Source organism: bacterium (assembly GCA_019637795.1).
Classification (GTDB): domain Bacteria; phylum Desulfobacterota; class Binatia; order HRBIN30; family CADEER01; genus JAHBUY01.
In genome coordinates this window covers 618121-643935 of record JAHBUY010000004.1, presented here as the reverse complement: position 1 = coordinate 643935, position 25815 = coordinate 618121, and the positions used below count along the sequence as shown (strand labels likewise).

Sequence of the window (25815 nt, the reverse complement as noted above, 5' to 3'; positions counted from 1 at the left end):
CCAAATCTCCGCTCGCAGGATGTGGCCGCCCGCCGTGAAGTGGGCGGCGTGGCCGTCGGCCGCCGGGGATCGAGGCCGGGCAGCGCCGCGGTCGCGGCCTAGCTGGACCAGGCAATCTTCCGGTTGACTTCGACGACTGGACCCGTGCTATCCAGTCAACAGCATACCAGCCGCGGCGGGGCCCGGGCGGCTTTCCGGCAGCAAGGGGGGCGACATGAGGAGCATCAGATTCGGGGGAGCGGCACTCGGTGTCGTCACGGTCGCGCTGTGCGCCGCGCTGGCGGCGCGGGTCTCGGCGCAGATCTCCGGCGTCAACATCGTCAACACCGGCGATGCGGATTTCACCGTCGATGGGCTGACTGACGGCAGGCAGTTCCTGTCGCAGCGCACGATCTCATCGTCCCCGACGTCGATCTCCGCCCGCTACGCCTGGGTGAGCGCCGCCGACAGCGGCGCCTTCACGAATTCCTCGATCTCCTCGAACGCGGCCTATCGGATCAACTTCAACGTCAACGTGCCGGGAAGCTATCAGTTGACGGTCGCCACCAACTGGAGCGGCGGCCTGACGACGGTGGACGACACCACCTTGGCGACCGTGGCGGCGACGGCCGATGTCGGCGCGCTGACCGGCACCCAGAGCGGTGGCACCCTGGTGTCGGGCTCGCTCAGCCTCGGCGATCCCGGCGTGCGCACCTCTGGCGCCACGGGGCAGTGCAGCTTCGGCTCGCCGTGCGGCGGCGTCGCCGCCACGTCCGCGACTGCGACGATCAACGGCACCAGCAACGGCGTCAACGTCCCCCACCAGCTCAATTTCAGTTGGACGACTTCCTGCAACAGCCCCGGCGGCGGTGCGCTGGTCGGCGGCGACGAATGCGCGGTGCGCGCCGGCCTGCCTGCTACGATCTCCGGTCAGACCGCGGGGGACTATCCAGGCGCCGGCTCCCTGTCCCGCACCCAGGCCAACGACGGCCACTTCGTCAGCGTCTCGATCGTCTCGCTCTGCGGCAACGGGGTCGTCGATGGCAGTTTCGGCGAGGAGTGCGACCAGGGGGTGGCGAACGGCACCTTCGGCTCGTGTTGCAAGAGCAACTGCACCCTGAAGACCGACGGCACCGTGTGCCGCAATCCGGCCGGCGTCTGCGACGCGCCGGAGACCTGCAACGGCGTCAGCCCCACCTGTCCGGCGGACGTCTACCTGCCGCCGAGCACCGTCTGCCGCGCCACCTCGGCCGGCGAGGAGTGCGACGAGGACGAATACTGCACCGGCAGCGGCGTCGACTGCCCGGCCGACGAGATCAAGCCGATCGGCACCGTGTGCCGCGGCGTGGCCGGCGCCTGCGACATCGCCGAGACCTGTGACGGCACGACCAAGATCTGCCCGACCGATGCCTTCGTGACCGCCGGCACCACCTGCCGCGCCTCGGCCGGCGCGTGCGACATCGCCGAGGTGTGCAGCGGCAGCGGTCCGAACTGTCCGGCCGACGCCAAGAGCACGGCGGTCTGCCGTGCCTCGGGCGGCGTCTGCGACCCGGCGGAATCGTGCAACGGCGTCAGCAACACCTGTCCGCCGGACGCCAAGAGCACGGCGCAGTGCCGCGCGTCGGGCGGCGTCTGCGACGTCGCGGAGTTCTGCGACGGCGTCAACAACGCCTGTCCGGCGGACGCCAAGGTCACGGCGGGCACTCAGTGCCGCGCCTCGGCCGGCATCTGCGACGTGGCCGAGACCTGCAACGGCGTCAGCAACGCCTGCCCGGCGAACAGCTTCCTGCCGAACGGCACGGTCTGCCGCGCGGTGGCGGGCGACTGCGACGTGGCCGAGGTGTGCAACGGGTCGAACGCCAACTGTCCGGCGGACGCCTTCAAGCCGGCGAGCACGCTCTGCCGTGCTGCGAGCGCCGGCGAGGCCTGCGACATCAACGAGTTCTGCACCGGCAGCGGCGCCAACTGCCCGGCCGACCTGGTCGAGCCGGCGACCACGCTGTGCCGCGCCGCCAGCCCGGGTGAGGTCTGCGACGTCGACGAGTACTGCGACGGCACCAACAAGACCTGCCCGACCGACGCGGTCCAGCCCAACACCACCGTCTGCCGCACCTCGAGCGGCGTCTGCGACGTCGCCGAGACCTGCAACGGCACCACCAAGACCTGTCCGGCCGATGCCGTGCTGCCGAACGGCAGCACCTGCCGCGCCTCGGCCGGTGTCTGCGACGTGACCGAGGTGTGCGACGGCACGAACAAGACCTGCCCGGCGGACGCCAAGAGCACCGCGGTCTGCCGCAGCGCGGCCGGCGTCTGCGACGTCACCGAAGTCTGCGACGGCCTCAACAACGATTGCCCGGCGAACGATTTCGTCGCCGACGGCACCAACTGCGACGACAGCAACTTCTGCAACGGCACCCAGACCTGCAGCGGCGGCGTCTGCGGCGGCGGCAGCAGCCCGTGCGGCGTGGGCGAGAGCTGCGACGAGAGCCTCGACCTCTGCTTCACCGGCGACTGCCCGGTCAACCCGGTGAGCTGCCGCGGCGCGGCCAAGAACAAGCTGCTGATCAAGAACAAGCCGAACGACGATCAGGACAAGCTGATCTGGAAGTGGGCGAAGGGCGACGCGACCACCCAGACCGAGTTCGCCGATCCGACCACCAGCGCGACCTATGCGCTGTGCTTCTACGCCGGCGCGACCCCGACCCTCATCAACGGCGCCAGCATCGCTCCCGACGCCGGCAAGTGGGCGGCGATCGGCAGCAAGGGCTACAAGTTCAACGACGTGTCGGCGATCAACGACGGCATCACCAAGATCATCGTCAAGGGCGGTGGGGCCGGGAAGAGCAAGGCGCTGGTCAAAGGCAAGGCGGCCAGCCTGCCCGACTTCGACAGCAATCTGCCGGTGGCGCCGGGCGACCTGCCGGTCATCGTGCAGTTGCGCAACAACGCCACCGGCATCTGCTGGGGGAGCTCGTTCGCCAGCCCGAAGAAGAACCAGCTCGACCAGTTCAGCGCCAAGACCCCGTGAGCCGGCGAAGCTGACCTGACCCGACGCCCCGGTGTGGCAACACGCCGGGGCGTCGTCGTCTGGCGGCGGGAATGCGGGAGGAGTCTCAGCGCGACGCCGTCGCCACGAACGGCAGGAACGCATCGAGGACCCGCTGTGGCGCCTCGAGCTGTGGGTAGTGGCCGATGCCCTCCAGCAGCACGACGTCGGGAGCGGGCACGATCTCGCGGTAGCGGTCGGCCATGTGGCGGCCGGACACGGGATCCTCGGCGCCGTTGACGAAGCGCAGCGGCACCGGGCTGTGTTGCAGCGCCTCCACCCAGCGCTGGCGCTGCTGGCGGCGTTCGTCGAGATAGCGGATGAGCTTCGGCGCCACCCGCAGCCCGTCATGCTCGCGATTGAGCAGCCACACCGTGTGCAGCTCGTCCGGGCTCGGCCGGGTGTGCGGTCCGAAGACCTCGGCGAAGCCGGCGGCGAAGCGGCGCTCGGAGATGAGACGCGCCAGCAGGGGGCCGAGGGGCGAGCGCAGCAGCGTCTGCGCCGGGCGGGGGCGATGGCACTCCGGGAAGAGCCCGCCGTTGAGGAAGCAGACGGAGCGCAGGCGCAGGCCGTCGCGGCGCTCGCGCTGGCGGGCGAGCAGTTCCTGGGCGACGCTGTCGCCGTAGTCGTGCGCCAGCACGTCGACGCTGGCGACGCCGAGCGTCGTCAGCAGCGCCTCGTGCAGGTCGGCCTGATCGCGTAGCGAATAGGCGTAGTGGATGGGCTTCGCCGAGAGGCCGAAGCCGAGCATGTCGGGCGCGATCACCCGGAAACGCGCCGTCAGCGCCGGCCACAGCTTGTGCCAGTCCCACGAGGCGCTGGGGAACCCGTGGATGCAGAGCAGCGCCGGCCCGTCGCCCTCGTCGCGGTACAACACCTCCAGACCGCGATAAAGGAAGATCCGTCCGCCGGCGCGCCACGTGTCGAGATCCATGTTGCGACTCCAGTGTCCCAATTCCGAAGTTCGCTGCCAATGTCGGCGTTCCTCGCGAGGACCGCCGATGACCGGCAACCTGCCTAACCCTATCTCAACGACGGTGCACGAGTACGCGCCGCCGCTGGCCGCCATCGCCGCCGGCCACGGTCGGCGAAACGCCGCGCTTGCGCGCCGCGCATCGGTCGCTCACCTTCGGCGCGGAGGGCGCGGCGATGTATCGACTCTACGACTACCTACCGTCCGGCAACGGCTACAAGGTGCGGCTGCTGCTCAGCCAGCTCGACGTGCCCTTCGAGCTGGTCGAGCTGGACATTCTCAAGGGCGAGACGCACACCGCCGCGTTCCTCGCCCGCAACCCCAACGGCCGCATCCCGACCCTCGAGCTGGAGCCCGGCGTGCATCTCGCCGAGTCGAACGCCATCCTCTGCTACCTCGCCGAGGGCACGCCGCTCCTGCCGGGGGAACGACTGGCGCGCGCCCAGGCGCTGCAGTGGATGTTCTTCGAGCAGTACAGCCACGAGCCGAACATCGCCACGGTGCGCTTCTGGCTCGCCCACGACCAGCTCACCCCCGAGCGCCGCGCCATGCTCGAGGGCAAACGCGCCCTCGGCTACGCCGCCCTCGACGTCATGGAGCGTCACCTGTCGCGGCGCGACTTCTTCGTCGCCGAACGCTATACCGTCGCCGACATCGCGCTCTACGCCTACACCCACGTCGCCCACGAGGGCGGCTTCGATCTCGGCGGCTACGCGGCGGTGAACGCCTGGCTGGGGCGCGTCCGCGCCCAGCCGCGGCACGTCGCGATCACCGACCGCGTCGGCTGAGACAGTCGGCGCGGTCGGCGCGCCCGTTCACATGTACCCGGGTTGTTTCGGGTGGGAGCCGAACAGCTCGTCCTTGCGCGCGATCAGGTCGGCGGCGGTGAAGGCGGCGTTGGGCTTGCTGATCTGGTTGAGGATGTGCCAGCCGCCGACCAGCATCACCTCGCCGCCCCAGACGACGAAGCCCTGGCCGGTGAAGTCGCCGGCCGGCTCGCTGGCGAGGAAGACGACGAGCTGCGCCGGCCACGCCGGGTTGAAGGCGTCGAACCCGGTCTCCGGCTTATCGAACATCGACGAGTTCGGCATCGTGTCGGTCATGCGGGTGCGCGCCCGCGGGGCGATGAAGTTGGCGGTCACCCCGTAGCGCTCCATCTCGCGCCCGATGCTGATCGTCAGGGCGGCGATGGCCGCCTTGGCCATCGCGTAGTTGCTGTTGCCGGCCGAGCCCATCAGGCCGGCCTCCGACGACGTGTTGATGATCCGCCCATAGGTCTTGCCGGTCTGCTTGGCGAGCTCGCGCCAGCGCGCGCAGGCGTGTCGGGTCATGGCGAAGTGGCCCTTGCAGTGCACCTTCAGCACGAGGTCGAATTCGTCCTCCGCCATGTTGAAATTCATCCGATCGCGCAGGACGCCGGCGTTGTTGACCAGGATGTCGAGCCGCCCGAAGCGCTCGTACGCGAGATCGACGAGCCCCTTGGCGGCGTGCCAATCGGCGATGTCGCTGTAGTTGGCGATCGCCTCGCCGCCGGCCGCGGCGATCTCGTCGACCACCGCCTGCGCCGGCGTCTGATCGCCGCCCTCGCCGCTCACCGAGACGCCGACGTCGTTGACGATCACCCGCGCGCCCTCGGCGGCCAGCGCCAATGCCTCCTCGCGTCCCAACCCGCGCCCAGCGCCGGTGACGATCGCGACCCGATCCTTCAGCAGTGCCATGTGGAGCGATCCTTTCCGCAAGCTCACTTCTTGCCGCCGACTTCGGTGAACATCTCGATCGACGGCTGCCCCTCGAGCAGCGGTCCGAGCGTCGCGAACAGTTGCTGGATGCGCGCGCTGGTGCCGTGCGCGTCGACCGCCGCCTGGTCCGCGTACTGCTCGTACATCAACAGTTGCGCGGCGTCGCCGATGCCGCGGTGCAGCGTGTAGCGCAGCGTCCCCGGCTCGTTGGCGCGCACGTACTCGATCATGTCGAGCAGCGCCCGCTCCGCGTCGGCCGTCTTGTCGGCCTTGATGCGCATCCTGGCCACGATGGTGATCATGTCTGCCCTCCCCCGGTTTCCTCGGGCCTTAGCGTCCGTGCCGTCGCCGTGCAACGAACCGGCGGATCCGCCGCCTCCCGTGGCGACTCAGCGCAGCGTCGCGTCGAGGTCGGCCATGATCCGCAGGACGTGGCCGCGATGCGGTTCGGCGAGGGCCTCGACGTGCGGCCGCAGCCGATTCCGCAGGTGGGCGCGCGCGGCGGCGCGGCCGCCGTGGCTGAGGAACGCGTCGACCTCCCAGGCCTGGTCGCTCAGCGCCAGCGGTCCGGGCGACGCGGCGGGGAAGGCGTCCGCCGGCAGGTGGCGCAGGGTGCCGCGCAGCACGTCGACCAGCTCGAAATCGCGCGCGAACACCCAGGTGCGCTCGTGGAAGCCGAGGCCGCGCACCGGCCGGCCGCCGACGGCGCCGCGGACGCGCGTCGGCCCGCTCCAGTATTCGATCGGCAGCACGTGCGCCGGCGCCGGCACGAGCGGCTCGGAGCACACGTCGAGCTCCCAGGCGGGGACGATCAGCCGGTAGCGGTCGGCCAGGTACTGGGCGCCGCGGGTCAGCCGGCTGCGCGGCCGCACCCGCCCCGGGTCGCGCACCCACGAGTGGCGTTCGATGGTGAGCTCGCTGGTGGCGACGACGCGGCCGTCCGGGGTCGCGGCGGTGGCGCCGCTGAACGGGATCGGACGGTTGCCGCGCATGCGGTCGACGTGCAGCCAGACGCTCAGCTCCATGCCGTTGTCGAGATGGATCTGCCGCCACTCGTGACGGTAGCGGCGATTGCGCCAGTCGTTGTGGCTGCCGAGGTGGCGCGGCGTCCACTGCCGGTCGATCCAGCCCGAGTCGCCCTCGACCTCCTCGCGCGCGTCGCCCCATGCCAGCGTGCCGCGGAAGCGGACGTCGCTCTGGAAGTACGAGTGGGTGCCGTACTGCCCCATGCAGGTCTTGACGCCGCCGGCCTGCAGGCCGCCCACCGGCATCGGCGGCTTGCCGGTGTCCAGCGCCAGCTCGAGGTGCATGCGCCGCCCGTCGGCGTCGCGGCCGTGCAGGGCGACGGCGTAGCTGAACGGTTCCAGGGTGCCGTCGGCGCGGCGTCGCGTCGCCCAGGTGCTGGTGCCCTCGGCGCCGCGGAAGGCGAGGTCGAGATGGCCGCGCGCCACCGACAGCTTGTGCCGGCGGCGGATGCGCGGTGGACGCGGCAGGTCGGTCTCCGAGAAGGTGCCGTAGTCGCCGCTGCCGAGGTCGAACAGCGCCAGGGTGTAGAAGTCGGCGCGCAGCAGCTTGCGCACGTGGTTGAAGGTGAAGATGACGAGGAACGCCCACTCGCGTCCGCTGGTCCGGCCGCGCAGCCGTCCGGCGACGTAGTAGGTGTTCGACTCGGCGCCCTGATCCCCCTCGGCGGCGGGGAAGACGAGCTCCGGATCGCCCGCGACCAGGGCGTACGGATACCGCTTCCAGTCCTCGTCGCGCTGCATGCGGCTCACCCGAGCGGCGCGAGAGAGGCGCCGCGTTCAGCGGCGCGACCCTCCGTGGACCGCTCTGTTCTCTGCGCTGCCTGCCTTCTCACGCCCCGGGTTTGACGCTGCGGATCGGTTCGTCGTAGCAGTGACGGATCACCGAGCCCGTGCGGGCCGCACATCGCTAATCGAGGGAGGCACTGATGGTCAAGGGCGCATGCATGTACGCATTCAACGAGCCGCTGAAGGTCGAGTCCTTCACGCTCAAGAGTCCGCGCGAGGATGAGGTGCTGGTGAAGGTGGTCGCCAGCGGCGTCTGCCACTCGGATCTCTCGGTGCTCCAGGCGAAGCTGCCGATGCCGCCGCCGTGCATCCTCGGGCACGAGGGCGCGGGCATCGTCGAGGAGGTCGGCAAGGGCGTGACGCATCTCAAGCCGGGCGACCACGTCGTCCTCGCCTGGGTGCAGCCCTGCGGCCGCTGTCACTACTGCGTGCACGCCAAGCCCCATCTCTGCGAGGCGGGTCTGCAGTCGGCGATGGCGGGCGAGGACTTCGTCTTCGAGAAGGACGGCATGCCGATCAGCCGCATGGCGGGCGTCGGCTCGTTCGCCGACCACACCGTCGTCAAGGCCAACGCGGCGATCAAGATCCGCGAGGACGCGCCGCTCGATCGCGCCTGCCTGGTGGGCTGCGGCGTCATGACCGGGGTCGGCGCGGCGATCAACACCGCCCGCGTGCAGCCCGGCGACGTGGTCGCCGTGTGGGGCTGCGGCGGCGTCGGCCTCAACGTCATCCAGGGCGCGGCCCTGGCCGGCGCGGCGCGCATCATCGCCGTCGACGTCGTGCCGTCGAAGCTCGAGATGGCGAAGCAGTTCGGCGCCACCGACGTGGTGAACGGCAAGGAGACCGACGCGGCGATGGCGATCCGCGAGCTCACCGGCGGCCTCGGCGTCGACTACGCCTTCGAGGTCATCGGCGCCGCCCCGGTGGTGTCCGAGGCCTACAACTCGCTCAAGCGCGGCGGCAAGGTGGTCGTCGTCGGCGTGCCGGCGATGGGCACCGACCTGACCATCCCCGGCTTCTCGCTCACCCTCGAGGAGAAGGGCGTCATCGGCTCGCTCTACGGCTCCGGCAATCTGCACCGCGACATGGTGAAGCTGATCGACCTCTACATGAGCAAGAAGCTCAAGATCGACGAGCTGGTGTCGCGCACCATCAAGCTCGACGACGTGAACGCCGCCTTCACGGCGATGGAGAAGGGCGAGGTGGCGCGCTCGGTGATCGCCTACTGAAGGACGAAAGCTGTCGGCTGTTGGGCTGTTGGCTGTTAGGGGCCGGAGATTTCCTCCCCTGACGGCGTAACAGCCCAACGGCGTAACAGCCTCGCTCGGGGATGCCCGCCGGCGACGCGCGCTTCATGCGCGAGGCCATCGCGATCGCCCACGTCGGCGTGCGCGCCGGACAGTCACCGTTCGGCGCCTGCGTGGTGCGCGACGGGCGGATCATCGCCCGCGCCCACAATACCGTGCTGCGCGACAGCGACCCCTCCGCGCACGCCGAGGTGAACGCGATCCGCGCCGCCGCCGGCGCCCTCGCGTCGCACGAGCTCGCCGGTTGCACCGTCTACGCCACCGGCGAGCCGTGCCCCATGTGCCTCGCCTGCTGCTACTGGGCGCACGTGCCGCGCATCGTCCACGGCACCCTCCTCGCCGACTCGGAGGCCATCGGCTTCGGCGAGCTCGCCTACGCCCCGGCGAACCTGCTGCAGGGGGCGCAGCGGCCGATGGCCGTCGTCGGCGGCATCCTGCGCGACGAGTGCCTGGGGATCTTCCGGGCCTGGCAGGCGCGCGGCGGGCGGGAAACCTATTGACCACCGGGCCACGCAGGGGCTCCGTCGTCCCTCGTGGGTGGTCCGTAACCTTTCGACTCCCCGGCGCGTGAAGCGGGGTAGAAGGAGGGTGTCTCATGGATCGCGCGGACGTGGTGGTCATCGGAGCCGGCATCGCCGGCCTGGCGACGGCGGCGTGGGCGGCTCGTTCGGGCCGCTCGGTGATCGTGCTGGAGAAGGCGGCGGCCGCCGGCGGCCGGGCGCGGACGGCGAACGCCGGCCCGTTCCGCTTCAACCTCGGGCCGCATGCGCTCTACTGCGGCGGACCGGCCGAGCGCGCGCTGGACGAGCTCGGCGTGCCGTTCACGGGCCGCAAGCCGAACGCCAGCGGCGGCTACGCCGTGGCGCGCGGCGCCGCGCACGCGCTTCCCGGCGGCTTCCTGTCGCTGCTCACCACCGGCCTCTTCGGCGCCGCCGCCAAGCTCGAGACCGCCACCCTGCTCGGCGGCCTGGCGCGGCTCGATCCCGAGCCCCTGCAGGGCACGTCGGTGGACGATTGGCTGGCGCGCGACGTGCGTCATCCCGGGGTGCGCGCCCTGGTCGGCGCCCTGGTGCGGGTGAGCAGCTATGCCGCCGACCACCAGCGGATGAGCGCCGGCGCGGCACTGGCGCAGATCCAGCATGCGCTGGGCGCGGGTGTCCGCTACCTCGACGGCGGCTGGCAGGGACTGGTCGACGGTCTGGCGGCGCGCGCCCGCGCCGCCGGGGCGACGCTGTGCACCAGCCGCCGCGCCACCGCCGTGGCCAGCGCCGCCGGGCGGCGCGCGGTGCGTCTCGCCGGCGGCGGCGTGATCGACGCCGACGCGGTGGTGATCGCCGCCGGCCCGGACGGCGCCGCCGAGCTGCTCGATGGCGCCGCCGGCGACGCCGCCCGCGCCTGGGCGGCGGCGGCGCGTCCCCTGCGCGCCGCCTGCCTCGACCTCGGTCTCGCCCGTCTGCCGCGGCCGCGCGCCACCTTCGCGCTCGGCATCGATCAGCCGCTGTACCTGTCGGTGCACTCTGCCGCCGCGCGCCTGGCGCCGGACGGCGCGGCGGTGATCCACGTCATGAAGTATCTGGTCGGCGACGCCGACCCGACGGCCGACCAGCGCCAGCTCGAGGGCCTCATGGACCTGATCCAACCGGGGTGGCGCGAGGTGGTGGTTGAGCATCGCTTCCTCCCCACCCTGCTGGTCGCCAACGCGCTGCCGACGGCGGCGATGGGCGGCCTGCGCGGCCGGCCCGACGTCGCCGTCCCCGGGGTCGACGGCGTCTTCGTCGCCGGCGACTGGGTCGGCGCCGAGGGGCTGCTCGCCGACGCCAGCCTGGCGAGCGCCCGCCGCGCCGCCGCCGCCGTCGCGACCCGCCGGCTGCCCAGCATGGCCGCGGCATGACAGAATCGGCGCCGGCGGCCGCCGCGGGCGCGCGGCCGGGTCGCGATGCGATGAACCCTGCCACCGATCATGCCGCGCTGTTCGCCGACGAGCGCCGCTTCGTCTGGGCGCTCTGCTATCGCATGACCGGCAGCGCCGCCGACGCCGACGACCTGACGCAGGAGACGTTCCTGCGCGCCATCGAGCGGCCGCCGGCGCGCACCGACGCGCCCTGGCGACCCTGGCTGGTGCGGGTGGCGATGAACCTCTCGCGCGACGCGCTGCGCCGGCGACGCCGCGTGCCGCGGCGCCAGCCCTGGCTGCCGTCGCCGATCGACACGGGCGACGACAGCGCGCCGCCCGCCTACGAGCTGCCGCCGGAGTCCGGCAGCCCCACCGAGGGACGCTACGAGCTGCTGGAGAGCGTGTCGTTCGCCTTCCTGCTCGCCCTCGAGGCGCTGACGCCGGGGCAGCGCGCCGTCCTGCTGCTGCGCGACGTCTTCGACTACTCGGTGCGCGAGACGGCCGCGGCGCTCGGCATGTCCGAGCCGGCGGTGAAGACCGCGCATCACCGCGCCCGCCACGCCATGGCCGACTACGACCGCGCCCGCTGCGTGCCGACGCCGGACCGCCAGGCGCGCAACGGCGAGGCCCTGTGGCGCTTCATGAGCGCGCTGCAGGCGGACGACCTGCCGGCGCTCGAGGCGCTGCTCGCCGAGGGCGTGCGCAGCATCTCCGAGGGCGGCGAGTATGCGGCGGCCCACAACGTCGTCGCCGGCCGCCCGCGCGTCCTGCGCCTGCTACGCGGCCTGATGCGCCACTTCGGCCAGACCAGCAGCGCCGTCCGCATGCTCAACGGCTTCCCGGCGCTGCTGATCGAGTTCCATCGCGGCGGCCCCCGCCATGCGCCGCGCGGCGTCGTCGCCGTGCAGACCGACGCCGCCGGCCGCATCACCGCCGTCCACACCATCCTGGCGTCGCGCAAGCTGACCGCGCTCTAGCAGCCCGTCGAACCACAGGTCGGCTACTGCGGGCGGGTCCTGTGCGCCAGCTCTTCGTGGCCGAATCCTCGACAACACCGACCGGTTTGCCTCCGGTTCGGTGCCCCGATCTGGCGCACGACCCCTCGCCCTCGCGACGCCGCCTGCTTTTCAACGGACTGCTGGCAGCCGAGGCATCGCCTCGCCGCGCCTCGGCGGCCCCCGCGGCTCCGCGCCCCTCGAAACAATTCTCGTTGACGGACTAACAAGAGTTGTTTTACAAGGCCCGCGATGGCGGCAACGGGGAGGCGCGCTATGAGATGGGCAATGGGCACCGGGATGCGGGCGATGGTCGTGCTGGCGCTGGTGGCGCTGTTCACGGGTGGCTGCGGCAACGGCAGCGACCTGGCCATCGGGGTGACGCCGACGTTCACCAGCACGAGCACCGGCAGCACGCCGACCCCGACGCCGACGCGCACGCCGCCGCCGACGGCGACGCGGGTCAGCGGGTCCGTCGCCGGCCTGGTGGTGGTCGACGCCGCCGTCGGCGCCGGCGGCAACGACGGCATCGCGACGCTGCCGCCGGAGAGCCGGCCGCCGGTCAGCACCGGCTTCGACCGCGCCCTCGGCGGCGCCGGGTGGGTGGCCGACGATGGCGACGTGCGCGGCGAGACCGACGATGCCGGTCGCTTCGTCATCGGCGGACTGACCCCGGGGCGGCACGCGCTGCGCTTCACCAAGACGGTCGACGGCAATCTGATGGCGTTCGTGGTGCCGATCATCGTCGGCGACGACGGCGCCGCCGAGGTGATCGCGGAGGTCTCCTGGGGCCTGGTGCGCGCCACCTCCCGCTACACCCAGGGCGGGGCGGCGATGCGGGCGGTGTTCGCGCCGACCGGCGCCTCGCTGATCACCCGCGGCGATCAGGTGGTCGAGCTGTCCGACGGCTGGCGGACGCTGGTCGATGCCGATGGCGATGGCCGCTTCGATGCCAAGGACTGCGGCAGCCAGCTCTACGCCTGCGACGCCAACGGCGCCTGCGACACCGCTGACGACGTCTGCGTCTGCGTGCCGAGCTGTCCCGACTGCGCCGACTGCCCGCGCCGCGCCTGCGTGCCGCGCACCTACCTCCACACCGACGCCTGCGGTCCGGACGGCCTGTGCAAACGCTTTCCGTATGCCTGCGGCGACGACGGCGGCTGCGGCCTGGCCGGCGACCGCTGCCAGTGCGTCGCCTCCTGCTTCGCCTGTGACAACTGCGAGTCGTCGGCCTGCGTCGAGCCCTGCCGGCCAGGCCAGCCGATCGACATCGTCGCGGTGGCGGCCGACGGTCCGTCGCGTCTGGTGGTCGGGCAGCGCGGCGACGCGCGCGCCGTCGCCCAGCTCTCCGACGGCACGACCATCGACGTCACCTGGCTCGCCACCTGGTCGTCGTCGGCGCCGGCGGCGACCGTCGATGCCTGGGCGCGGCTGGCCGCCGTCGCGGTCGGCGACGCCAGCATCACGGCATCGCTCACCGGGGCGCCGGCGCAGCCGCTGGCGCTGACCGTCGTCGAGCGGCCGACGCTGAAGCAGATCATCGTCGAGAACGTGAGCTGCCAGACGTACTACCCGAACGCCGGCGGCCCGCCCGACGCGACCCGGCCGCTGCCGCCGGTCGACGTCTTCCTGCCGCCGCCCTCCTGCCAGCAGGTGGTGCGGGTGGGCGGCTCGCTGCAGTTCCGCGCCCTCGGCGTCTTCGACACCGGCTACTACGACGACATCAGCGACGAGGTGACCTGGTCGGTCGACCCGCCCTCGGTCGGCAGCGTCGCCCAGGGCCGCTTCACCGCCGCCGCCGCCGGCGTGGCGACGCTGCACGCCGCGCTCGCCGACGTGCGCAGCGACGCGCAGACGGTCACCGTCGTCGACCGCGCCAGCATCGTCTCGCTGTCGGTCTACCCGGGCTCCTATCCCTACCAGTACCTCGATGGCGGGCCGGTCCGTCCCGGCGACGCCGCGCCCTGCTTCGCATGCGGCTATGCCGTGACCCTGCTGGTCGGCGACCACGTGCGCTTCTTCGCCACCGCGCATTACGACACCGGCGAGTGGGAGGACTTCAGCGCCCGCGTCGCCTGGCGCAGCAGCGACGCGGCGGTGCTGGCGATCGACGCCGGTGGCGACGGCGCCGCGCAGGGCGCCGGAGAGGCCACCGTCGACGCCACGCTCGACGGCGTCACCAGCGCGCCGGTGTCCCTGCGGGTCGTCGCCCAGGCGACGCTGCAGAACATCTCCATCTACATGGACGGCAACGACCGCGCGATCGGCGTCGGCGCGCAGGCGGTGTTCCACGCCGTCGGCTTCTACGACGTCGGCTTCGACCGCAGCCTCTCCGATCGCGTCACCTGGCGCAGCAGCGACGAGCGCGTCGGCGGCTTCGACGCCGCCGGCGTCTTCACCGGACGCGCCGCCGGCACGGTCACCGTGTGGGCCGAGCTCGACGGCGTCGCTTCGCCCGCCCTGCCGCTCGAGGTCTTCGCCACCAGCGAGCTGACGTACTGCGATCCGGCGAACGTCAACCGCGGCGTCTGGTCGGACGACTTCAACCGCGTGACCCTCGAGTCCGACTGCGCCACCTACGCGGCGCCCGGCATCGTCGAGCTGCGCTTCACCGTCACCGAGACGCAGCGCCCGGGCGGCATCTTCGACCCCTGCCTCGACCTCTACGCCTACCAGGGCGACCGCTTGGTGCGCACCATCCGCGAGGAGGGCTGCGGCGACCCGTTCCTCGCGCCCAACGCGCCGCAGCGCGACGAGGCGGCGCTGCGCTACCAGCTCAAAGCCTTCTGGGACCTGAAGGACAGCGCCGGCGCCACCGTGCCGGCCGGCGAGTACGAGATCCGCGGGAGGTTCTACCTGTACTACGATCCGGTGGTGTCGATCCGCGTCACCGTCGAGTGACGAATCAACCGCCGAGGCGCCACGCGGGGCGCCTTGGCGGTTGCCGCCTCAAGGTACGGCTCTGTCCTGGCAAGTCTGGCGCTCGCCGGCGACGCCGCGGCGCTGACGCCGGCGGACACGTGCGAGTCGTCGAAGCTGAAGGAGGCCGGCAAGTACGGGTTCTGCCGGCTGAAGGCGGAATCGAAGGCGGTCACGACCGCGAGCACGCCGGACTATTCGAAGTGCGACGCGAAGTACGGCCGCAAGTGGCCGGCGATCGAGAGCGGCGGCGGCGGCATGTGCCCGTCGAACGGCGACCAGGCGTGCATCGCCCAGTGGCGGGCTGAGGAGTTCCGGGCGACATTCCCTCGGTGGCGGGGCGGTGCACGCCTACGCGCACACGCCAGTACGATTCCGTACCCGTACTCGTACACGTACACGTACACGTACACGTACTCGTCCGTCGTGTACGTGTACGGGTACGAGTACGGGTACGTGTACGAGTACGTGTACGAGTACGAGTACGAGTACGAGGGTGCGCGCCGTATTGCCACGTGCGCGCGGCGAGCTGACGGCAGGCGACGAACCGCGTTGGGGGCGCCGCTTCCGCGGCGCCTGCCAGGATCGCCCTCAGCGGCCGAGGACGGTCCAGCCGAGCGACCGCGCCGCCTGCGCCTGGCGGAGGTCGTAGGTCAGGAACGGCAGCGCGGCGCCTCCGGCGCGCTCGGCGGCGGCCAGGTGCAACGCATCGAGCGTGCGCACCTGCAGCGTCTCGGCCAGCTCGCCGGCTCGATGGCAGGTCGTGTCGTCGAGCTCGACGACGTGGCAACGCGACCAGTCGGCGGCGAAGACCTTCTTCATGCGCGCCCGCTCGCCACCCGAGAGCAACTTCGCCAGATTGCGCACCACCTCCACCCAGGTGTGCCGCGCCGTCACCCACGAGGGGTCGGCGAGCAACATGCGCTCGCAGGCGTCGCTCTCCTCTTCGCTGACGTAGCGCTTGAGCCAGGCGCTGGTGTCGACGTACAGGCTCACTCCCCGCGGTCCTCGGCCAGCACGTCGTCCGTTCGCACGGCCGCCTTGGCGCGGCGGACGTGACCCGCGCGGGTGCGCGACGCGGGCGCGGCAATCCAGCCCTGAGCGAGGCCCTCGTCGAGCCGGACGGCGCCCGGGACAGGCCCGAGGATCGCCTTGGGCAGGCCGCGATCGGTGACCCGAATCGTCTCGCCACGCGCGGCGCGTTCGAGATAGGCGGAGAGGTTCTGCTTGAGCTCGCGCACGCCGACGTCCATGTGGACACATTATTACCGCGTGGTGGACACTGCAATCACGGCCAGCACCTCCCGGCGCGCGCGAGCCGGGCGGGCCCCGGTCAGGCCGCGTCGTCCAGCCACGCCGTGCCGAGCGCGAGCTTGCGGCCGCGCACAGTCGGCAGCACGTAGGGGCCCTCGGGCAGCACGGCGACGTGCGGGCGCGGGCCGTAGCGGGCGCGGCAGTGGGCGAGGGCGTCCTCAACCGTCGGCGCCAGCTCGGCGAGCAGGTTGGTGCGCGGCAGGCGGGCGAGGCCGTGGCTGACGACGATCACCTCCGCCTTGCGGCGCACCTGGCAGAGGTGCTGCAGCATCCACTGATCGATGGTGAAGAAGCCGGGGCTGGTGATGCGCGCCATGTAGTGGTCCGGCGACGGGGTCTCCGCCAGCAGGCGCTGGAACTCGGCGCTGCCGATGCCCTCGTCGATGGCCGCCGCGAGGATGATGGTGCCGCCGCGGCGGACGACGTTGAGCGCCGCCACCATGCCCTTGATCGACTGGTAGTACGTGTCGTCGAGCGGGAAGCCGGCGGCCGAGGTGATGACCACGTCGGCGGGGCGGTCGAGCTCGGCGCGCACGTGCGCCTCGACGGCGGCGACGCCGGCGGCGTGCGCCTGCTCGAGGTCGCCGGCGTAGACGCCGGTGAGGCGGCGGGCGCGGTCGATGGTCACGTCGCACATGAAGTCGACCCCGACCCGGCGGGCGATGCCGACCAGCTCGGCGTGAAAGGGATTGTCCTCGATCAGCCCCGGGCCGATGTGCTCCTCGAGCATCGCCGCGCCGTGCAGGCGGCGCATGGTGTCGACGCCGGCGCAGCCGGGCGCCACCGCCTTGCGGCCGCCGGAGTAGCCGGCCATCAGGTGCGGCTCGATCAGGCCGGTGATGACCTTCAGCTCGGCGTCGACGTAGCCGCGGTCGATCCACAGATCGGTGCCGCGCCCCGTGCGGCCGAGATGCACGTGCTGGGCGGCGTCGCGCGCCGCGTGGTTGCGGATGCGGTAGCGGGCGACGATCTCGGGGCTGGTCATCGCCGCCAGCTCGTCCGGCGTGTTGGCGCGGTGCAGGCCGGTGGCGACGAGGATCTCGATGCGCTCCGGCGCCAGCCCGCCGGCTGCCAGCGCCGCCAGGATCGGCGGCAGGACGACGCCGTACGGGATCGGTCGCGTCTTGTCGGAGATGACGACCACCGCGTCGCGCTTGCCCCGCGCCAGCGCGCGCAGCGGCGCGCTGCCGATCGGCGCCGCGATGGCGGCCGCCACCGCCGCCGCCGGGTCGGGCAGCGGCGCCCCCTTCTGCGGCTCGAGGACGCTGACGTCTACGTCGTCGGGCAGATCAACCAGAAGGCCCGTTCGTCCGTAATCCAGGCGAATCTGCATGGTCGGCATCTACCACGGAGGCGCACGGAGGTCTCGCCGGCCTGCCGCGGTCACACGTTCATCGACGGCGCTTGCGGGCGCGCGCCGACCGCACTAGCAGTCGCGCATGGCGGTGCTCGACTCGGTCTGTCCGCTCGACTGTCCCGACACCTGCAGCCTGAGCGTCACGGTCGAGGACGGTCGGCTGACCCGCGTCGACGGGTCGCATCGCAATCCGCTCACCGACGGCTTCATCTGCGCCAAGGTGCGGCGCTACGACGAGCGGGTCTACTCGCCGCTGCGCGTGCTCCATCCGCAGCGCCGGATCGGCGCCAAGGGCGAGGGGCGCTTCGCGCGCATCGGCTGGGACGAGGCGATCGCGCTCGTCGCCGAGCGCCTGCGCGCCGTCGCGGCGGCGCACGGGGCCGAGGCGATCCTGCCCTACCACTATGGCGGCTCCAACGGCCTGCTCGGCGACAACGGCGCCGACGCCCGCTTCTTCGCCCGCCTCGGCGCCTCGCACCTGCTGACCAGTCTGTGCGCGATGCCGACCGGCGCCGCGCACCGCGCCATGTACGGCGCCATGCCCGGCGTCCCGCCGGCCGACTACGCGCTGGCGCGCTGCATCATCCTGTGGGGCGTCAACCCGTCCGCCACCTCGATCCACCTCGTCCCGCACGTGCGCGCCGCCCAGGCGGCGGGCGCCTTCGTCGCGGTGATCGACCCGCGGCGCACGCCGCTGGCCCGCACCGCCAGCCTGCACCTGGCGCCGCGGCCGGGGACTGACGTGGTGCTGGCGCTGGCGATGATCGACGCGCTGGCGCGGCGCGGCCTCGCCGATCCCGCGCAGGTGACGGGGCTCGACGAGCTGGCGCGGGCCGCCGCGGAGTGGCCGCTGGCGCGCGCCGCCGCGGAGTGCGACGTCCCGGCCGCCGACATCGCGCGCCTGATCGACGCCTACGCCGCCGCCTCGCCGGCCGTGGTGCGCTGCGGCTGGGGCCTGGAGCGCAACCACAACGGCGGCCAGGCGGCGCGCGCCGTCCTCGCGCTGCCGGCGGTGGCGGGCAAGTTCGGCGTCCGCGGCGGCGGCATGACGATGAGCCTCAGCCGCGCGCACCCGATCGACCACGCGCGCCTGCAGCGTCTCGACCTGGCGCCGGCGCCGCGGCGCGAGATCAACATGGTGCAGCTCGGCCGGGTGCTCACCGAGCCGCTCGCGCCGCCGATCAAGGCGCTGTTCGTCTACAACGCCAACCCGGTGGCGATGACGCCGGACCAGAACCGCGTCATCGCCGGCCTGCGGCGCGAGGACCTGTTCACGGTCGTGCACGAGCAGGTGATGACCGATACGGCGCGCTATGCGGACGTGCTGCTGCCGGCGACGACCATCTTCGAGCAGACCGAGCTGCACCGCGCCTACGGCCACTACGTGACCCAGTATTCGGAGCCGGTGATCGCGCCGCTCGGCGAGTCGCTCACCAACCCGCAGCTCTTCGCCCGCCTCGGCCGCGCCCTCGGCTTCGAGGCGGCGGCGGCCGCCGAGGAGGAGGCGCTGCTCGCCGATGCGCTGTCGCCCGCCGCGCTGGCGGCGCTGCGCCGCGATCGCGCGCTGCCGGTGCGCTTCGGCGACAGCGGCGACGTGGTGCAGTTCGGCACGGTGTTCCCGGCCACGCCGAGCGGCCGGGTGGAGCTCTGCCCGCCGGCGCTCGGTCCCGTCGCCTATCGACCGGTGCGCGACGACGGCCGGCTGGTGCTGCTGAGCCCGGCCTCCGACCGCACCATCAACTCGATCTTCGGCGAGCAGGCGGCGCGGCCGGCGGTGCTGTCGATGCACCCCGAGGATGCGCGCGCCCGCGGCCTGCGCGACGGCCAGCCGGTGCGCGTCGTCAACGAGCTCGGCGAGGTGCACGTGCCGCTGCGCCTCAGCGCCGACCTGCGCCGCGGCATCGTCACCCTCGCCAAGGGCCTGTGGCGCGCGAGCACGCTCAACGGCGCCACCGCGACGGCGCTCGTTCCGGATGCCCTGACCGACATCGGCGGCGGCGCCTGTTTCAACGACGCGCGGGTCGAGGTCGAGGCTCTGGAGGCCGCCGCTGCCGCGCGGCCCTCGCAGCCCGGCTCGAGATAGCCTCGGGCCAGGCGCCGCCGGTCGCGCCCTGGACGTCGCCGGTCGGGCGCCGGCGCGGGCGGCGGGTGCGATTCCGTTTGGCGTCCGCCCCGCGGTGGCGCTAGCGTCGCCGGCGGGAGGCGCCCGCCATGACCTATGCCGGAGATCGCGTCATCCACGATGCCGACGCGCACGTGATGGAGACGCCCGACTGGTTCGAACCCTACGCCGATCCGGCGATCCGCTCGCGCATGAGCCGCGTCTACGTCGGCACCGTCAAGCCCGGCGAGGACAGCTTCATCGAGCGCTGGCGCGCCCGCCATCGCGATCCGGCCGATCGCGCCGCCGCCGAGGCCGAGGTGATGCTGCGCAAGAACTGGAGCGCCATCGGCTCCTTCCTGCGCGAGGATCGCAGCCGCGCCCTCGACCTGCTCGGCTTCCGCAGCCAACTGGTGTTCAACACCTTCTTCAACAAGTACCTGGTCGACGTCGAGCACGGCGGCGATCTCGATCTGTGCTACGGCGTCGCCCGCGCCCACAACCGCGCCATGGCCGACTTCTGCGCCGTCGACCGCCGCCTGCTGGCGGTCGGCTACGTGCCGCTCGCCGACTTCGCGCGCGCCCGCGCCATGGCCGAGGAAGCGGTGCGCCTGGGCTGCCGGGCGTTGATGATCCCCTCCGCCTGCCCGCCCGGGCACTCGCCGAGCCACACCGGCCTCTTCCCGGTGTGGGCGGTGGCGCAGGAGGCCGGCGTGCCGATCGTCTTCCACGTCGGCGGCGGCGGCCGGCTGCTCGACCCCAACTACTTCGCCAACGGCCTGCCGCCGGTGAGTGACTTCCACGGCGGCGCCGAGAACTTCCGCTCCGTCGACTACATGGCGATTCCGTATCCGCCCATGCAGACGCTGGCGACGATGATCTTCGATCGCGTCCTCGACCACTTCCCGCGCCTGCGCATCGGCGTCATCGAGCAGGGCGCGGTATGGCTGCCGAGCTGGATGCGGCAGATGGAATCGGCGGTCGAGGCGTTCGCGAAGTCGGAGGAACGGCTGCGCCTGCTGGCGCTGCGGCCGAGCGAGTACGTGCGGCGCCAGATCCGGGTCACCCCCTATCCGAGCGAACCCGTCGGCTGGATCGTCGAGCAGGCCGGCGAAGAGGTCTGCATGTTCTCCTCCGACTACCCGCACGTCGAGGGCGGTCGCCATCCCATCCGCCGCTTCGACGCCTCGCTCGGCGCCTGTGGCGAGCGGGTGCGCCAGCGCTTCTACTGCGACAACTTCCTCGACCTCATGGGCGCCGCCGCGGCGGTTTGAGCAGCGACCGGCGCCGCCGCCGCAGCCCCGGCAGCGGCGGCGCGGCGATGCAGCAAAACGCGTCGTCACGACGTTTGCATGAGACCGGAATCCCAGTCTTTCTAAAGCCTGGCGGCCTCTGCTAGGCCGTGACAGCGGGGGCGGGGACAAACTGTGGCATCGATGCTCGAGCGAGTGAGTCGCGCGGCCAGGCTCGACCCGAGTCTCTACGAGGAGGTCGAGGCCGATCCGTCGAGCATGGGGCAGGCGACGGCGGTGGTGGTGCTGGCCAGCATCGCCGGCGGCATCGGCACCGCCGGCATCGAAGGCCAGCCCGGATTCGTGCTCGGCCTGATCGTCAACCTCGTCGGCTGGTACATCTGGGCCTTCCTCACCTACATCATCGGCACCCGCCTGCTGCCGCAGCCCGCCACCGAGGCCGACATGGGGCAGTTGCTGCGCACCCTCGGCTTCGCCGCCGCGCCCGGCCTGCTGCGCGGGCTGGGATTCCTCCCCGGGATCGGCGCCCCGATCATGATCGCGGCGGCGGCGTGGGGGCTGGCGGCGATGATCGTCGCCGTGCGCCAGGCGCTCGACTACGACAGCACCTGGCGGGCGGTGCTGGTGTGCCTCATCGGCTGGTTCGTCCAGATCCTCATCATCATGATCCCCTTCTTCGTGATCGGCTCGTTCAGCGCCTCGGCCGGCCAGGCGCCCGCGGCATGACGGTGCGCACCGGTCGCCGATCGCCGTCGCGCCGCGCGCTGCTCATCCTGTTGGCGACCATCGCGGCCGGGCGGGCGGTCGCCGACGACAACCTCGGCGAGCGCATCGTCCGCGGCCGCGTCTACAACCTCGACCGCGGCGACGCGGTGCCGATCCCTTCGGCGACCGTCGCGTTCCGCAACCTGCAGGGCAGCGGTCCGGACGCCAGCGGGTTGGCGGTCACCGACGTGAACGGCAGCTTCGCCTTCGCCGTCCAGCTCCGCAGCCGCGACATGGTCCGCCTCACCGCCAGCGCGCCGGGCTTCGAGAGCTTCACCACCAGCCAGCGCGCCGACCAACTGGTGGGCCGCAACCCGGCGATCGAGATCGGCCTCGGCGCGCCGTCGCCGGGGCGGCATCGCGTCCGCGGCCACCTGGTGATGGGCGACGGCTGCGCGCTGCCGGCCACCAACGTTCAGGTGCGCCTGCGCCGCTCCGGGCAGACGGCGCGCAGCAACGCCAACGGCGACTTCCATTTCGACGGCATCGCCGACGGCGACTACATCCTGCGCGTCGGCCGCCTCGATCTCGAGCTGCCGGTGACGGTCGCCGGCGAGGACCAGGAAGTGCGCTTCTGCCTCGACTGCCCGGACCTGCCGACCCTGTCCCCGGAGTCGGGGCCTCCGGGGAGCACGCTGCGCGTGCAGACGCCGCAGTGTGGCGCCCTGCGGCCACCGCAACTGCTCACGGTGTACTTCGACGACACCCTGGTCGGTTCCGCCAATTCCGGCGCGCTCGGCACCTTCGCCGTCGACGTCACCGTGCCGCTGCTCGCCACCGAGGGACCGCACCGCATTCGCGTCTTCACCGAACCATCGGCGGAGATCGCCTCGACCCAGTTCGTGGTCACCGAATCGTGCCCCGGCGACTGCGATCGCGACGGCGAGGTGACCATCGACGAGCTGCTGCGCGGCGTCGGCCTGGCGCTGGGCACGAGCGTGCTGCCGTGCCCCGCCTACGGCAACGGGCCGGTCACCATCGACCAGTTGGTCGCCGCCGTCGCGCGGGCGCTCACCGGCTGCGAGCGGGAAGGCAGCGAGAGCTGAACGCCGCGCGCCGGACCGCTCCGGCGCATCAAATCGACGCCGAGCCGCATCCTCGACAGCATGTTCCGCCCGCTCGTCCTAGTCCTCGTCGCCGCGCTCGCGATGCCGGCACACGCGGCGTGCGTCGGCGACTGCGACGGCGACGACCGCGTCGCCATCAACGAGCTGATCCTCGGCGTCGGCGTCGCGCTCGGCAGCGAATCCGTCGCCGCCTGTCCGGCGCTGGACGCCAACGGAGACGGGGTGGTGGCGATCAGCGAGCTGGTCACCGGCGTCAACAACGCCCTCGACGGCTGCCGCGCCGCGGCCTCGCCGACGCCGCGGCCAGCGACTCGCACCGTCACCGCGTCGCGCACCGCGACCGCGACGCCGACCGTGACCGCGACCCCGGCCAGCGGGCCGGCCATCCTCTTCTTCGGCCTCACCAACGCCGACGATTCGTATCAGCCGCCGACCGACACCGATCCGGACGGCGTGCCGATCTATCGGCGGTCGTACGGGTTCGGCTTCTCGCTGGTGGTCGAGGCGAAGCCCGGCCCCAGCGGGCAGGCGCTGGGGGTCGACACCTTCGTCGACGGCGGCGTGCCCGACCTGCAGGTGCAGGCGACGCGACCGCTGGGCAATGGCAGCGCCGCGGTGTGCGACGGGGCGGCGCCGACGTTCGGCGGCGTGCCGGGCATCGATCCGCCGCGTCTCGACGATCCGCAGGCGATCGCCGACCCGCTCAACGACCTGGGCTGCCGTTTCATCGACGGCCTGGGCAAACCGGGCGCCCGCACCTGCGATCTCGGCTGCATACGCTTCGAGAGCGGCGACTACGGCTGCCGATTCAACGAAGCCGGCGAGCGGCAGTTCTGCGCCCCGGTGTCGGCGCCGCTGACCTTCCCGAGCGGCGACACCCTGGTCACCGCCCGGGTGCGTGACCGGGCCGGCAACCTGGGCGCGCCGGCGCGGCTGATCGTGCGCATCACGCCGCCGTGAGGCGGCGCGCCGTCGCCCGCATCACGGCACGACGCGCGCCAGGGCGCGCGCCAGCTTGGGGACGAACGTCGGCCGCAGCAGGCGCGGATCGTACGCCGCCAGACGCCGGTCGTTCTCGCTCAGGCAGACGGTGAGGAACTGGCGCGGCGAGCTGACGACGTCGAGCGAGTCCTTGACGCCCATCATGAAGTCGTCCTCGGGCTCGGCGCCGCCGCTGCCGCCGCGCGCCGTGCCGATGGCCGTCTTCACCCGTCCCCAGACCTGCGCCGTCATCGCCGCCGCGCAGCGCGCCATGTGCGTCAGCTTGCCGGCGCCGCCCTCGCGCGCCCGGCAGTAGGCGATCCAGTTGGCGAAGAAGAGGATGTGCCGCGCCTCCTCCTGGACGATCGGCGCCACCGCGGTGAGCAGCGCCGGCGGGAAGATGCCGGAATCGCCGGCGAGCTTGTAGAGGCCGAAGGCGAAGAAGGAGTCGAAGCACTCGCCGTAGCCGACGCGCATGAAGTCCCACAGCGGGTCGTCGGACAGGCGCTCCTCGCGCGTCGCCGGGCGCGGGATCTCGTAGTGGCGCAGCATGTGGTCGAGCAGCGCGGAGTGGCGGCCCTCCTCGTACCCGTTGAGCGCGATCGCCTCGCGCAGGTGCGGATCGGGCTCGTGCGGCACCAGCGCCTGCACCTTGCGGGCGACGTCGTGCTCGGTCGACACCGCCTCGTTCCAGAACGGCATCGAGCGCAGGCGTTTGAGGGTGACCTCGTCGACGTCCGGCCACGCCACCTGCGCCGGGTCGTACGGATCGTGCGTCTCGATGAACACCCGGCAGAACAGCGCCTTGTGCTCGTCGGAACCGACGGTGACGGTGGGCAGCGGCGTGCTGAGATCCTCGACAGCGGCGGTCATGGATCGCCAGTTAGCGGAAATGAACCAGCCCGAAAAGTGCGGTCGCGGATTGGGCGTGATCTCCGGGCCTGCATCGCGGTGCCGGGCGGCTGGCGAGAAGACCCTGGAGCTGGCCGGCGTTTGCGGCTGGTGCGGCGCGCGCCGCCTGCTAGGCTCTCGGCCCATGCGCATCGTTCCCGTCGCCGACGCCGTCTCGCACATCCGCTCCGGCGATCACGTCTTCGTCCACGGCGCCGCGGCGGTGCCGAACGCGCTCCTCGCCGGCCTGGTGGCGCGCGCCGCCGAGTTGCGCGACGTCACCATGACCCACCTGCATCTCGAGGGCGCGGCGCCGCACCTCGCCGCCGACATGGCCGGGCACTTCCGTCACCGGGCGCTGTTCATCGGCGCCAACGCCCGTGGCGCCGTCGCCGAGGGGCGGGCGGAGTACGTGCCGGTGTTCCTCTCCGACATCCCCTACCTGATGCAGCGCGGCGCGGTGCAGGTCGACGTCGCGCTGCTCAACGTCTCGCCGCCGGACCGGCACGGCTTCTGCTCGCTCGGCACCTCGGTGGACGTCGCCCAGGCGGCGGTGCGCGCCGCCCGCCTGGTGATCGCGCAGCTCAATCCGGCGGTGCCGCGCACGCTCGGCGACAGTTTCATCCCGGTGGCGCGCATCGACTACGGCGTCGAGGTGCACGCGCCGCCGGCGGCGGTGCCGCTGCCGAAGATCGGCGAAGTGGAACGGGCGATCGCGGCCCGCATCGCGGCGCTGGTGCCCGATCGGGCGACGATCCAGATGGGCATCGGCGCCATCCCGACCGCCGTCGCCCTGGCGCTCACCAACCACCGCGACCTCGGCATCCACAGCGAGATGATCACCGACGTGGTGGTCGAGCTGGTCGAGCGCGGCGTCGTCACCGGCGCCTACAAGGAGGTGGACCGCGGCAAGATCGTCTCCGCCTTCCTCACCGGCACGCAGCGGCTGTACGACTTCGTCGACGACAACGCGTCGGTCGAGATGCGGCCGGCGGACTACACCAACGACAGCGCCGTCATCCGTCGCTTCCGCCGCATGACCGCGATCAACTCGGCGGTCGAGGTCGACCTCACCGGTCAGGTGTGCGCCGATTCGATCGGCCACCAGCTCCTGAGCGGCGTCGGTGGCCAGATGGACTTCATCCGCGGCGCCGCGCTGGCCGAGGAGGGGCGGGCGATCATCGCCCTGCCGTCCACCGCCGCCGGCGGCGCGTGCTCGCGCATCGTCTCCACCCTGCGCCCCGGCGCCGGCGTCGTCACGACGCGCGCCCACGTCGAGACCATCGTCACCGAGCACGGCGTCGCCCACCTGGTCGGGCGCAGCATCCCCGAACGGGCCCGCGCCCTCATCGGCCTCGCCGACCCGCGCTTCCGCGAGTCATTGGCGCGCGAAGCGGCGGAGCTCCGGCTGGTGTGAGCGGGC

Annotated in this window: 22 protein-coding genes; 13 read left to right on the top strand and 9 right to left on the bottom strand. The window is 72.3% G+C overall.

What is annotated here, in order from left to right:
• Positions 1-214: 214 nt before the first annotated feature.
• Positions 215-3007, top strand: coding sequence for a hypothetical protein (locus tag KF840_16790; protein ID MBX3026564.1), 2793 nt, complete (start codon positions 215-217; stop codon positions 3005-3007).
• An 85-nt stretch (positions 3008-3092) separates the two neighbouring features.
• Here KF840_16790 and KF840_16785 read toward each other — a convergent pair whose 3' ends face one another.
• On the bottom strand, positions 3093-3959 hold the full coding sequence (locus KF840_16785; protein ID MBX3026563.1) for an alpha/beta hydrolase: 867 nt from the start codon (positions 3957-3959) through the stop codon (positions 3093-3095).
• A 215-nt stretch (positions 3960-4174) separates the two neighbouring features.
• Between KF840_16785 and KF840_16780 the strand changes: the two genes are divergently transcribed.
• Positions 4175-4786, top strand: a complete 612-nt coding sequence (locus tag KF840_16780) for a glutathione S-transferase family protein (protein ID MBX3026562.1) — start codon at positions 4175-4177, stop codon at positions 4784-4786.
• Between the two features lie 27 nt (positions 4787-4813).
• Here KF840_16780 and KF840_16775 read toward each other — a convergent pair whose 3' ends face one another.
• From KF840_16775 to KF840_16765, 3 genes are all read right to left on the bottom strand, one after another.
• On the bottom strand, positions 4814-5716 hold the full coding sequence (locus KF840_16775) for an SDR family NAD(P)-dependent oxidoreductase (GenBank protein MBX3026561.1): 903 nt from the start codon (positions 5714-5716) through the stop codon (positions 4814-4816).
• A 23-nt stretch (positions 5717-5739) separates the two neighbouring features.
• Positions 5740-6039: an antibiotic biosynthesis monooxygenase gene (locus KF840_16770; protein ID MBX3026560.1), complete on the bottom strand. Its 300-nt coding sequence runs from the start codon at positions 6037-6039 to the stop codon at positions 5740-5742.
• A gap of 87 nt (positions 6040-6126) precedes the next feature.
• Entirely contained in the window at positions 6127-7503 is a 1377-nt protein-coding gene (locus tag KF840_16765) for a secreted hydrolase (protein ID MBX3026559.1), read from the bottom strand.
• Positions 7504-7688: 185 nt separating this feature from the next.
• Between KF840_16765 and KF840_16760 the strand changes: the two genes are divergently transcribed.
• The 5 genes from KF840_16760 to KF840_16740 all read left to right on the top strand — a co-directional run bounded on the left by KF840_16760 (position 7689) and on the right by KF840_16740 (position 14645).
• Entirely contained in the window at positions 7689-8777 is a 1089-nt protein-coding gene (locus KF840_16760; protein MBX3026558.1) for a Zn-dependent alcohol dehydrogenase, read from the top strand.
• 125 nt (positions 8778-8902) lie between these two features.
• Positions 8903-9355 (top strand): nucleoside deaminase, encoded by a 453-nt coding sequence (locus tag KF840_16755; GenBank protein ID MBX3026557.1) that lies wholly within the window; start codon positions 8903-8905, stop codon positions 9353-9355.
• Positions 9356-9450: 95 nt separating this feature from the next.
• Positions 9451-10746 carry an FAD-dependent oxidoreductase gene (locus tag KF840_16750; GenBank protein MBX3026556.1) on the top strand — a complete coding sequence of 432 codons (1296 nt, stop codon included), beginning with the start codon at positions 9451-9453 and terminating at the stop codon, positions 10744-10746.
• A gap of 50 nt (positions 10747-10796) precedes the next feature.
• Positions 10797-11726, top strand: coding sequence for a sigma-70 family RNA polymerase sigma factor (locus KF840_16745; protein ID MBX3026555.1), 930 nt, complete (start codon positions 10797-10799; stop codon positions 11724-11726).
• Between the two features lie 306 nt (positions 11727-12032).
• On the top strand, positions 12033-14645 hold the full coding sequence (locus KF840_16740; protein MBX3026554.1) for a hypothetical protein: 2613 nt from the start codon (positions 12033-12035) through the stop codon (positions 14643-14645).
• Here the strand turns inward: KF840_16740 and KF840_16735 are convergent.
• From KF840_16735 to larA, 4 genes are all read right to left on the bottom strand, one after another.
• Positions 14606-14851, bottom strand: coding sequence for a hypothetical protein (locus KF840_16735; protein ID MBX3026553.1), 246 nt, complete (start codon positions 14849-14851; stop codon positions 14606-14608). The two genes, KF840_16740 and KF840_16735, sit on opposite strands and share 40 nt — an antisense overlap.
• Before the next feature lie 403 nt (positions 14852-15254).
• Positions 15255-15659 carry a type II toxin-antitoxin system VapC family toxin gene (locus KF840_16730; protein ID MBX3026552.1) on the bottom strand — a complete coding sequence of 135 codons (405 nt, stop codon included), beginning with the start codon at positions 15657-15659 and terminating at the stop codon, positions 15255-15257.
• On the bottom strand, positions 15656-15916 hold the full coding sequence (locus KF840_16725; GenBank protein ID MBX3026551.1) for a type II toxin-antitoxin system prevent-host-death family antitoxin: 261 nt from the start codon (positions 15914-15916) through the stop codon (positions 15656-15658). Before KF840_16725 ends, KF840_16730 begins: the two co-directional genes overlap by 4 nt.
• A gap of 80 nt (positions 15917-15996) precedes the next feature.
• Positions 15997-17310 carry a nickel-dependent lactate racemase gene (larA, locus tag KF840_16720; GenBank protein ID MBX3026550.1) on the bottom strand — a complete coding sequence of 438 codons (1314 nt, stop codon included), beginning with the start codon at positions 17308-17310 and terminating at the stop codon, positions 15997-15999.
• A gap of 106 nt (positions 17311-17416) precedes the next feature.
• On the opposite strand from larA, the gene KF840_16715 reads away from it, so the two are divergent.
• The 5 genes from KF840_16715 (at position 17417) to KF840_16695 (ending at position 23480) form a co-directional block, all read left to right on the top strand.
• The gene (locus tag KF840_16715) at positions 17417-19417 is read left to right on the top strand and encodes a molybdopterin-dependent oxidoreductase (GenBank protein MBX3026549.1); all 2001 of its coding nucleotides are present in this window, start codon (positions 17417-17419) and stop codon (positions 19415-19417) included.
• 128 nt (positions 19418-19545) lie between these two features.
• The gene (locus tag KF840_16710; GenBank protein MBX3026548.1) at positions 19546-20709 is read left to right on the top strand and encodes an amidohydrolase family protein; all 1164 of its coding nucleotides are present in this window, start codon (positions 19546-19548) and stop codon (positions 20707-20709) included.
• Between the two features lie 153 nt (positions 20710-20862).
• On the top strand, positions 20863-21414 hold the full coding sequence (locus KF840_16705) for a YIP1 family protein (GenBank protein ID MBX3026547.1): 552 nt from the start codon (positions 20863-20865) through the stop codon (positions 21412-21414).
• A complete protein-coding gene (locus tag KF840_16700) occupies positions 21411-22499 on the top strand; it encodes a hypothetical protein (GenBank protein ID MBX3026546.1) in 1089 nt (362 codons plus the stop codon). Before KF840_16705 ends, KF840_16700 begins: the two co-directional genes overlap by 4 nt.
• Positions 22500-22559: 60 nt before the next feature.
• Positions 22560-23480: a hypothetical protein gene (locus KF840_16695; GenBank protein ID MBX3026545.1), complete on the top strand. Its 921-nt coding sequence runs from the start codon at positions 22560-22562 to the stop codon at positions 23478-23480.
• Positions 23481-23501: 21 nt separating this feature from the next.
• On the opposite strand, the gene KF840_16690 is transcribed toward KF840_16695, so the two are convergent.
• On the bottom strand, positions 23502-24374 hold the full coding sequence (locus KF840_16690) for a ferritin-like domain-containing protein (protein ID MBX3026544.1): 873 nt from the start codon (positions 24372-24374) through the stop codon (positions 23502-23504).
• Between the two features lie 163 nt (positions 24375-24537).
• Here KF840_16690 and KF840_16685 point away from each other — a divergent pair, with 163 nt between their 5' ends.
• The gene (locus KF840_16685; protein MBX3026543.1) at positions 24538-25809 is read left to right on the top strand and encodes an acetyl-CoA hydrolase/transferase family protein; all 1272 of its coding nucleotides are present in this window, start codon (positions 24538-24540) and stop codon (positions 25807-25809) included.
• Positions 25810-25815 lie beyond the last annotated feature (6 nt).

Excerpts from the sequence above, each read along its gene's own strand:
- KF840_16790 (MBX3026564.1), top strand. The coding sequence starts at position 215 with ATGAGGAGCATCAGATTCGGGGGAGCGGCACTCGGTGTCGTCACGGTC.
- KF840_16785 (MBX3026563.1), bottom strand. The coding sequence starts at position 3,959 with ATGGATCTCGACACGTGGCGCGCCGGCGGACGGATCTTCCTTTATCGC.
- KF840_16780 (MBX3026562.1), top strand. The coding sequence starts at position 4,175 with ATGTATCGACTCTACGACTACCTACCGTCCGGCAACGGCTACAAGGTG.
- KF840_16775 (MBX3026561.1), bottom strand. The coding sequence starts at position 5,716 with ATGGCACTGCTGAAGGATCGGGTCGCGATCGTCACCGGCGCTGGGCGC.
- KF840_16770 (MBX3026560.1), bottom strand. The coding sequence starts at position 6,039 with ATGATCACCATCGTGGCCAGGATGCGCATCAAGGCCGACAAGACGGCC.
- KF840_16765 (MBX3026559.1), bottom strand. The coding sequence starts at position 7,503 with ATGCAGCGCGACGAGGACTGGAAGCGGTATCCGTACGCCCTGGTCGCG.
- KF840_16760 (MBX3026558.1), top strand. The coding sequence starts at position 7,689 with ATGGTCAAGGGCGCATGCATGTACGCATTCAACGAGCCGCTGAAGGTC.
- KF840_16755 (MBX3026557.1), top strand. The coding sequence starts at position 8,903 with ATGCGCGAGGCCATCGCGATCGCCCACGTCGGCGTGCGCGCCGGACAG.
- KF840_16750 (MBX3026556.1), top strand. The coding sequence starts at position 9,451 with ATGGATCGCGCGGACGTGGTGGTCATCGGAGCCGGCATCGCCGGCCTG.
- KF840_16745 (MBX3026555.1), top strand. The coding sequence starts at position 10,797 with ATGAACCCTGCCACCGATCATGCCGCGCTGTTCGCCGACGAGCGCCGC.
- KF840_16740 (MBX3026554.1), top strand. The coding sequence starts at position 12,033 with ATGGGCACCGGGATGCGGGCGATGGTCGTGCTGGCGCTGGTGGCGCTG.
- KF840_16725 (MBX3026551.1), bottom strand. The coding sequence starts at position 15,916 with ATGGACGTCGGCGTGCGCGAGCTCAAGCAGAACCTCTCCGCCTATCTC.
- larA (MBX3026550.1), bottom strand. The coding sequence starts at position 17,310 with ATGCAGATTCGCCTGGATTACGGACGAACGGGCCTTCTGGTTGATCTG.
- KF840_16715 (MBX3026549.1), top strand. The coding sequence starts at position 17,417 with ATGGCGGTGCTCGACTCGGTCTGTCCGCTCGACTGTCCCGACACCTGC.
- KF840_16710 (MBX3026548.1), top strand. The coding sequence starts at position 19,546 with ATGACCTATGCCGGAGATCGCGTCATCCACGATGCCGACGCGCACGTG.
- KF840_16700 (MBX3026546.1), top strand. The coding sequence starts at position 21,411 with ATGACGGTGCGCACCGGTCGCCGATCGCCGTCGCGCCGCGCGCTGCTC.
- KF840_16695 (MBX3026545.1), top strand. The coding sequence starts at position 22,560 with ATGTTCCGCCCGCTCGTCCTAGTCCTCGTCGCCGCGCTCGCGATGCCG.
- KF840_16690 (MBX3026544.1), bottom strand. The coding sequence starts at position 24,374 with ATGACCGCCGCTGTCGAGGATCTCAGCACGCCGCTGCCCACCGTCACC.
- KF840_16685 (MBX3026543.1), top strand. The coding sequence starts at position 24,538 with ATGCGCATCGTTCCCGTCGCCGACGCCGTCTCGCACATCCGCTCCGGC.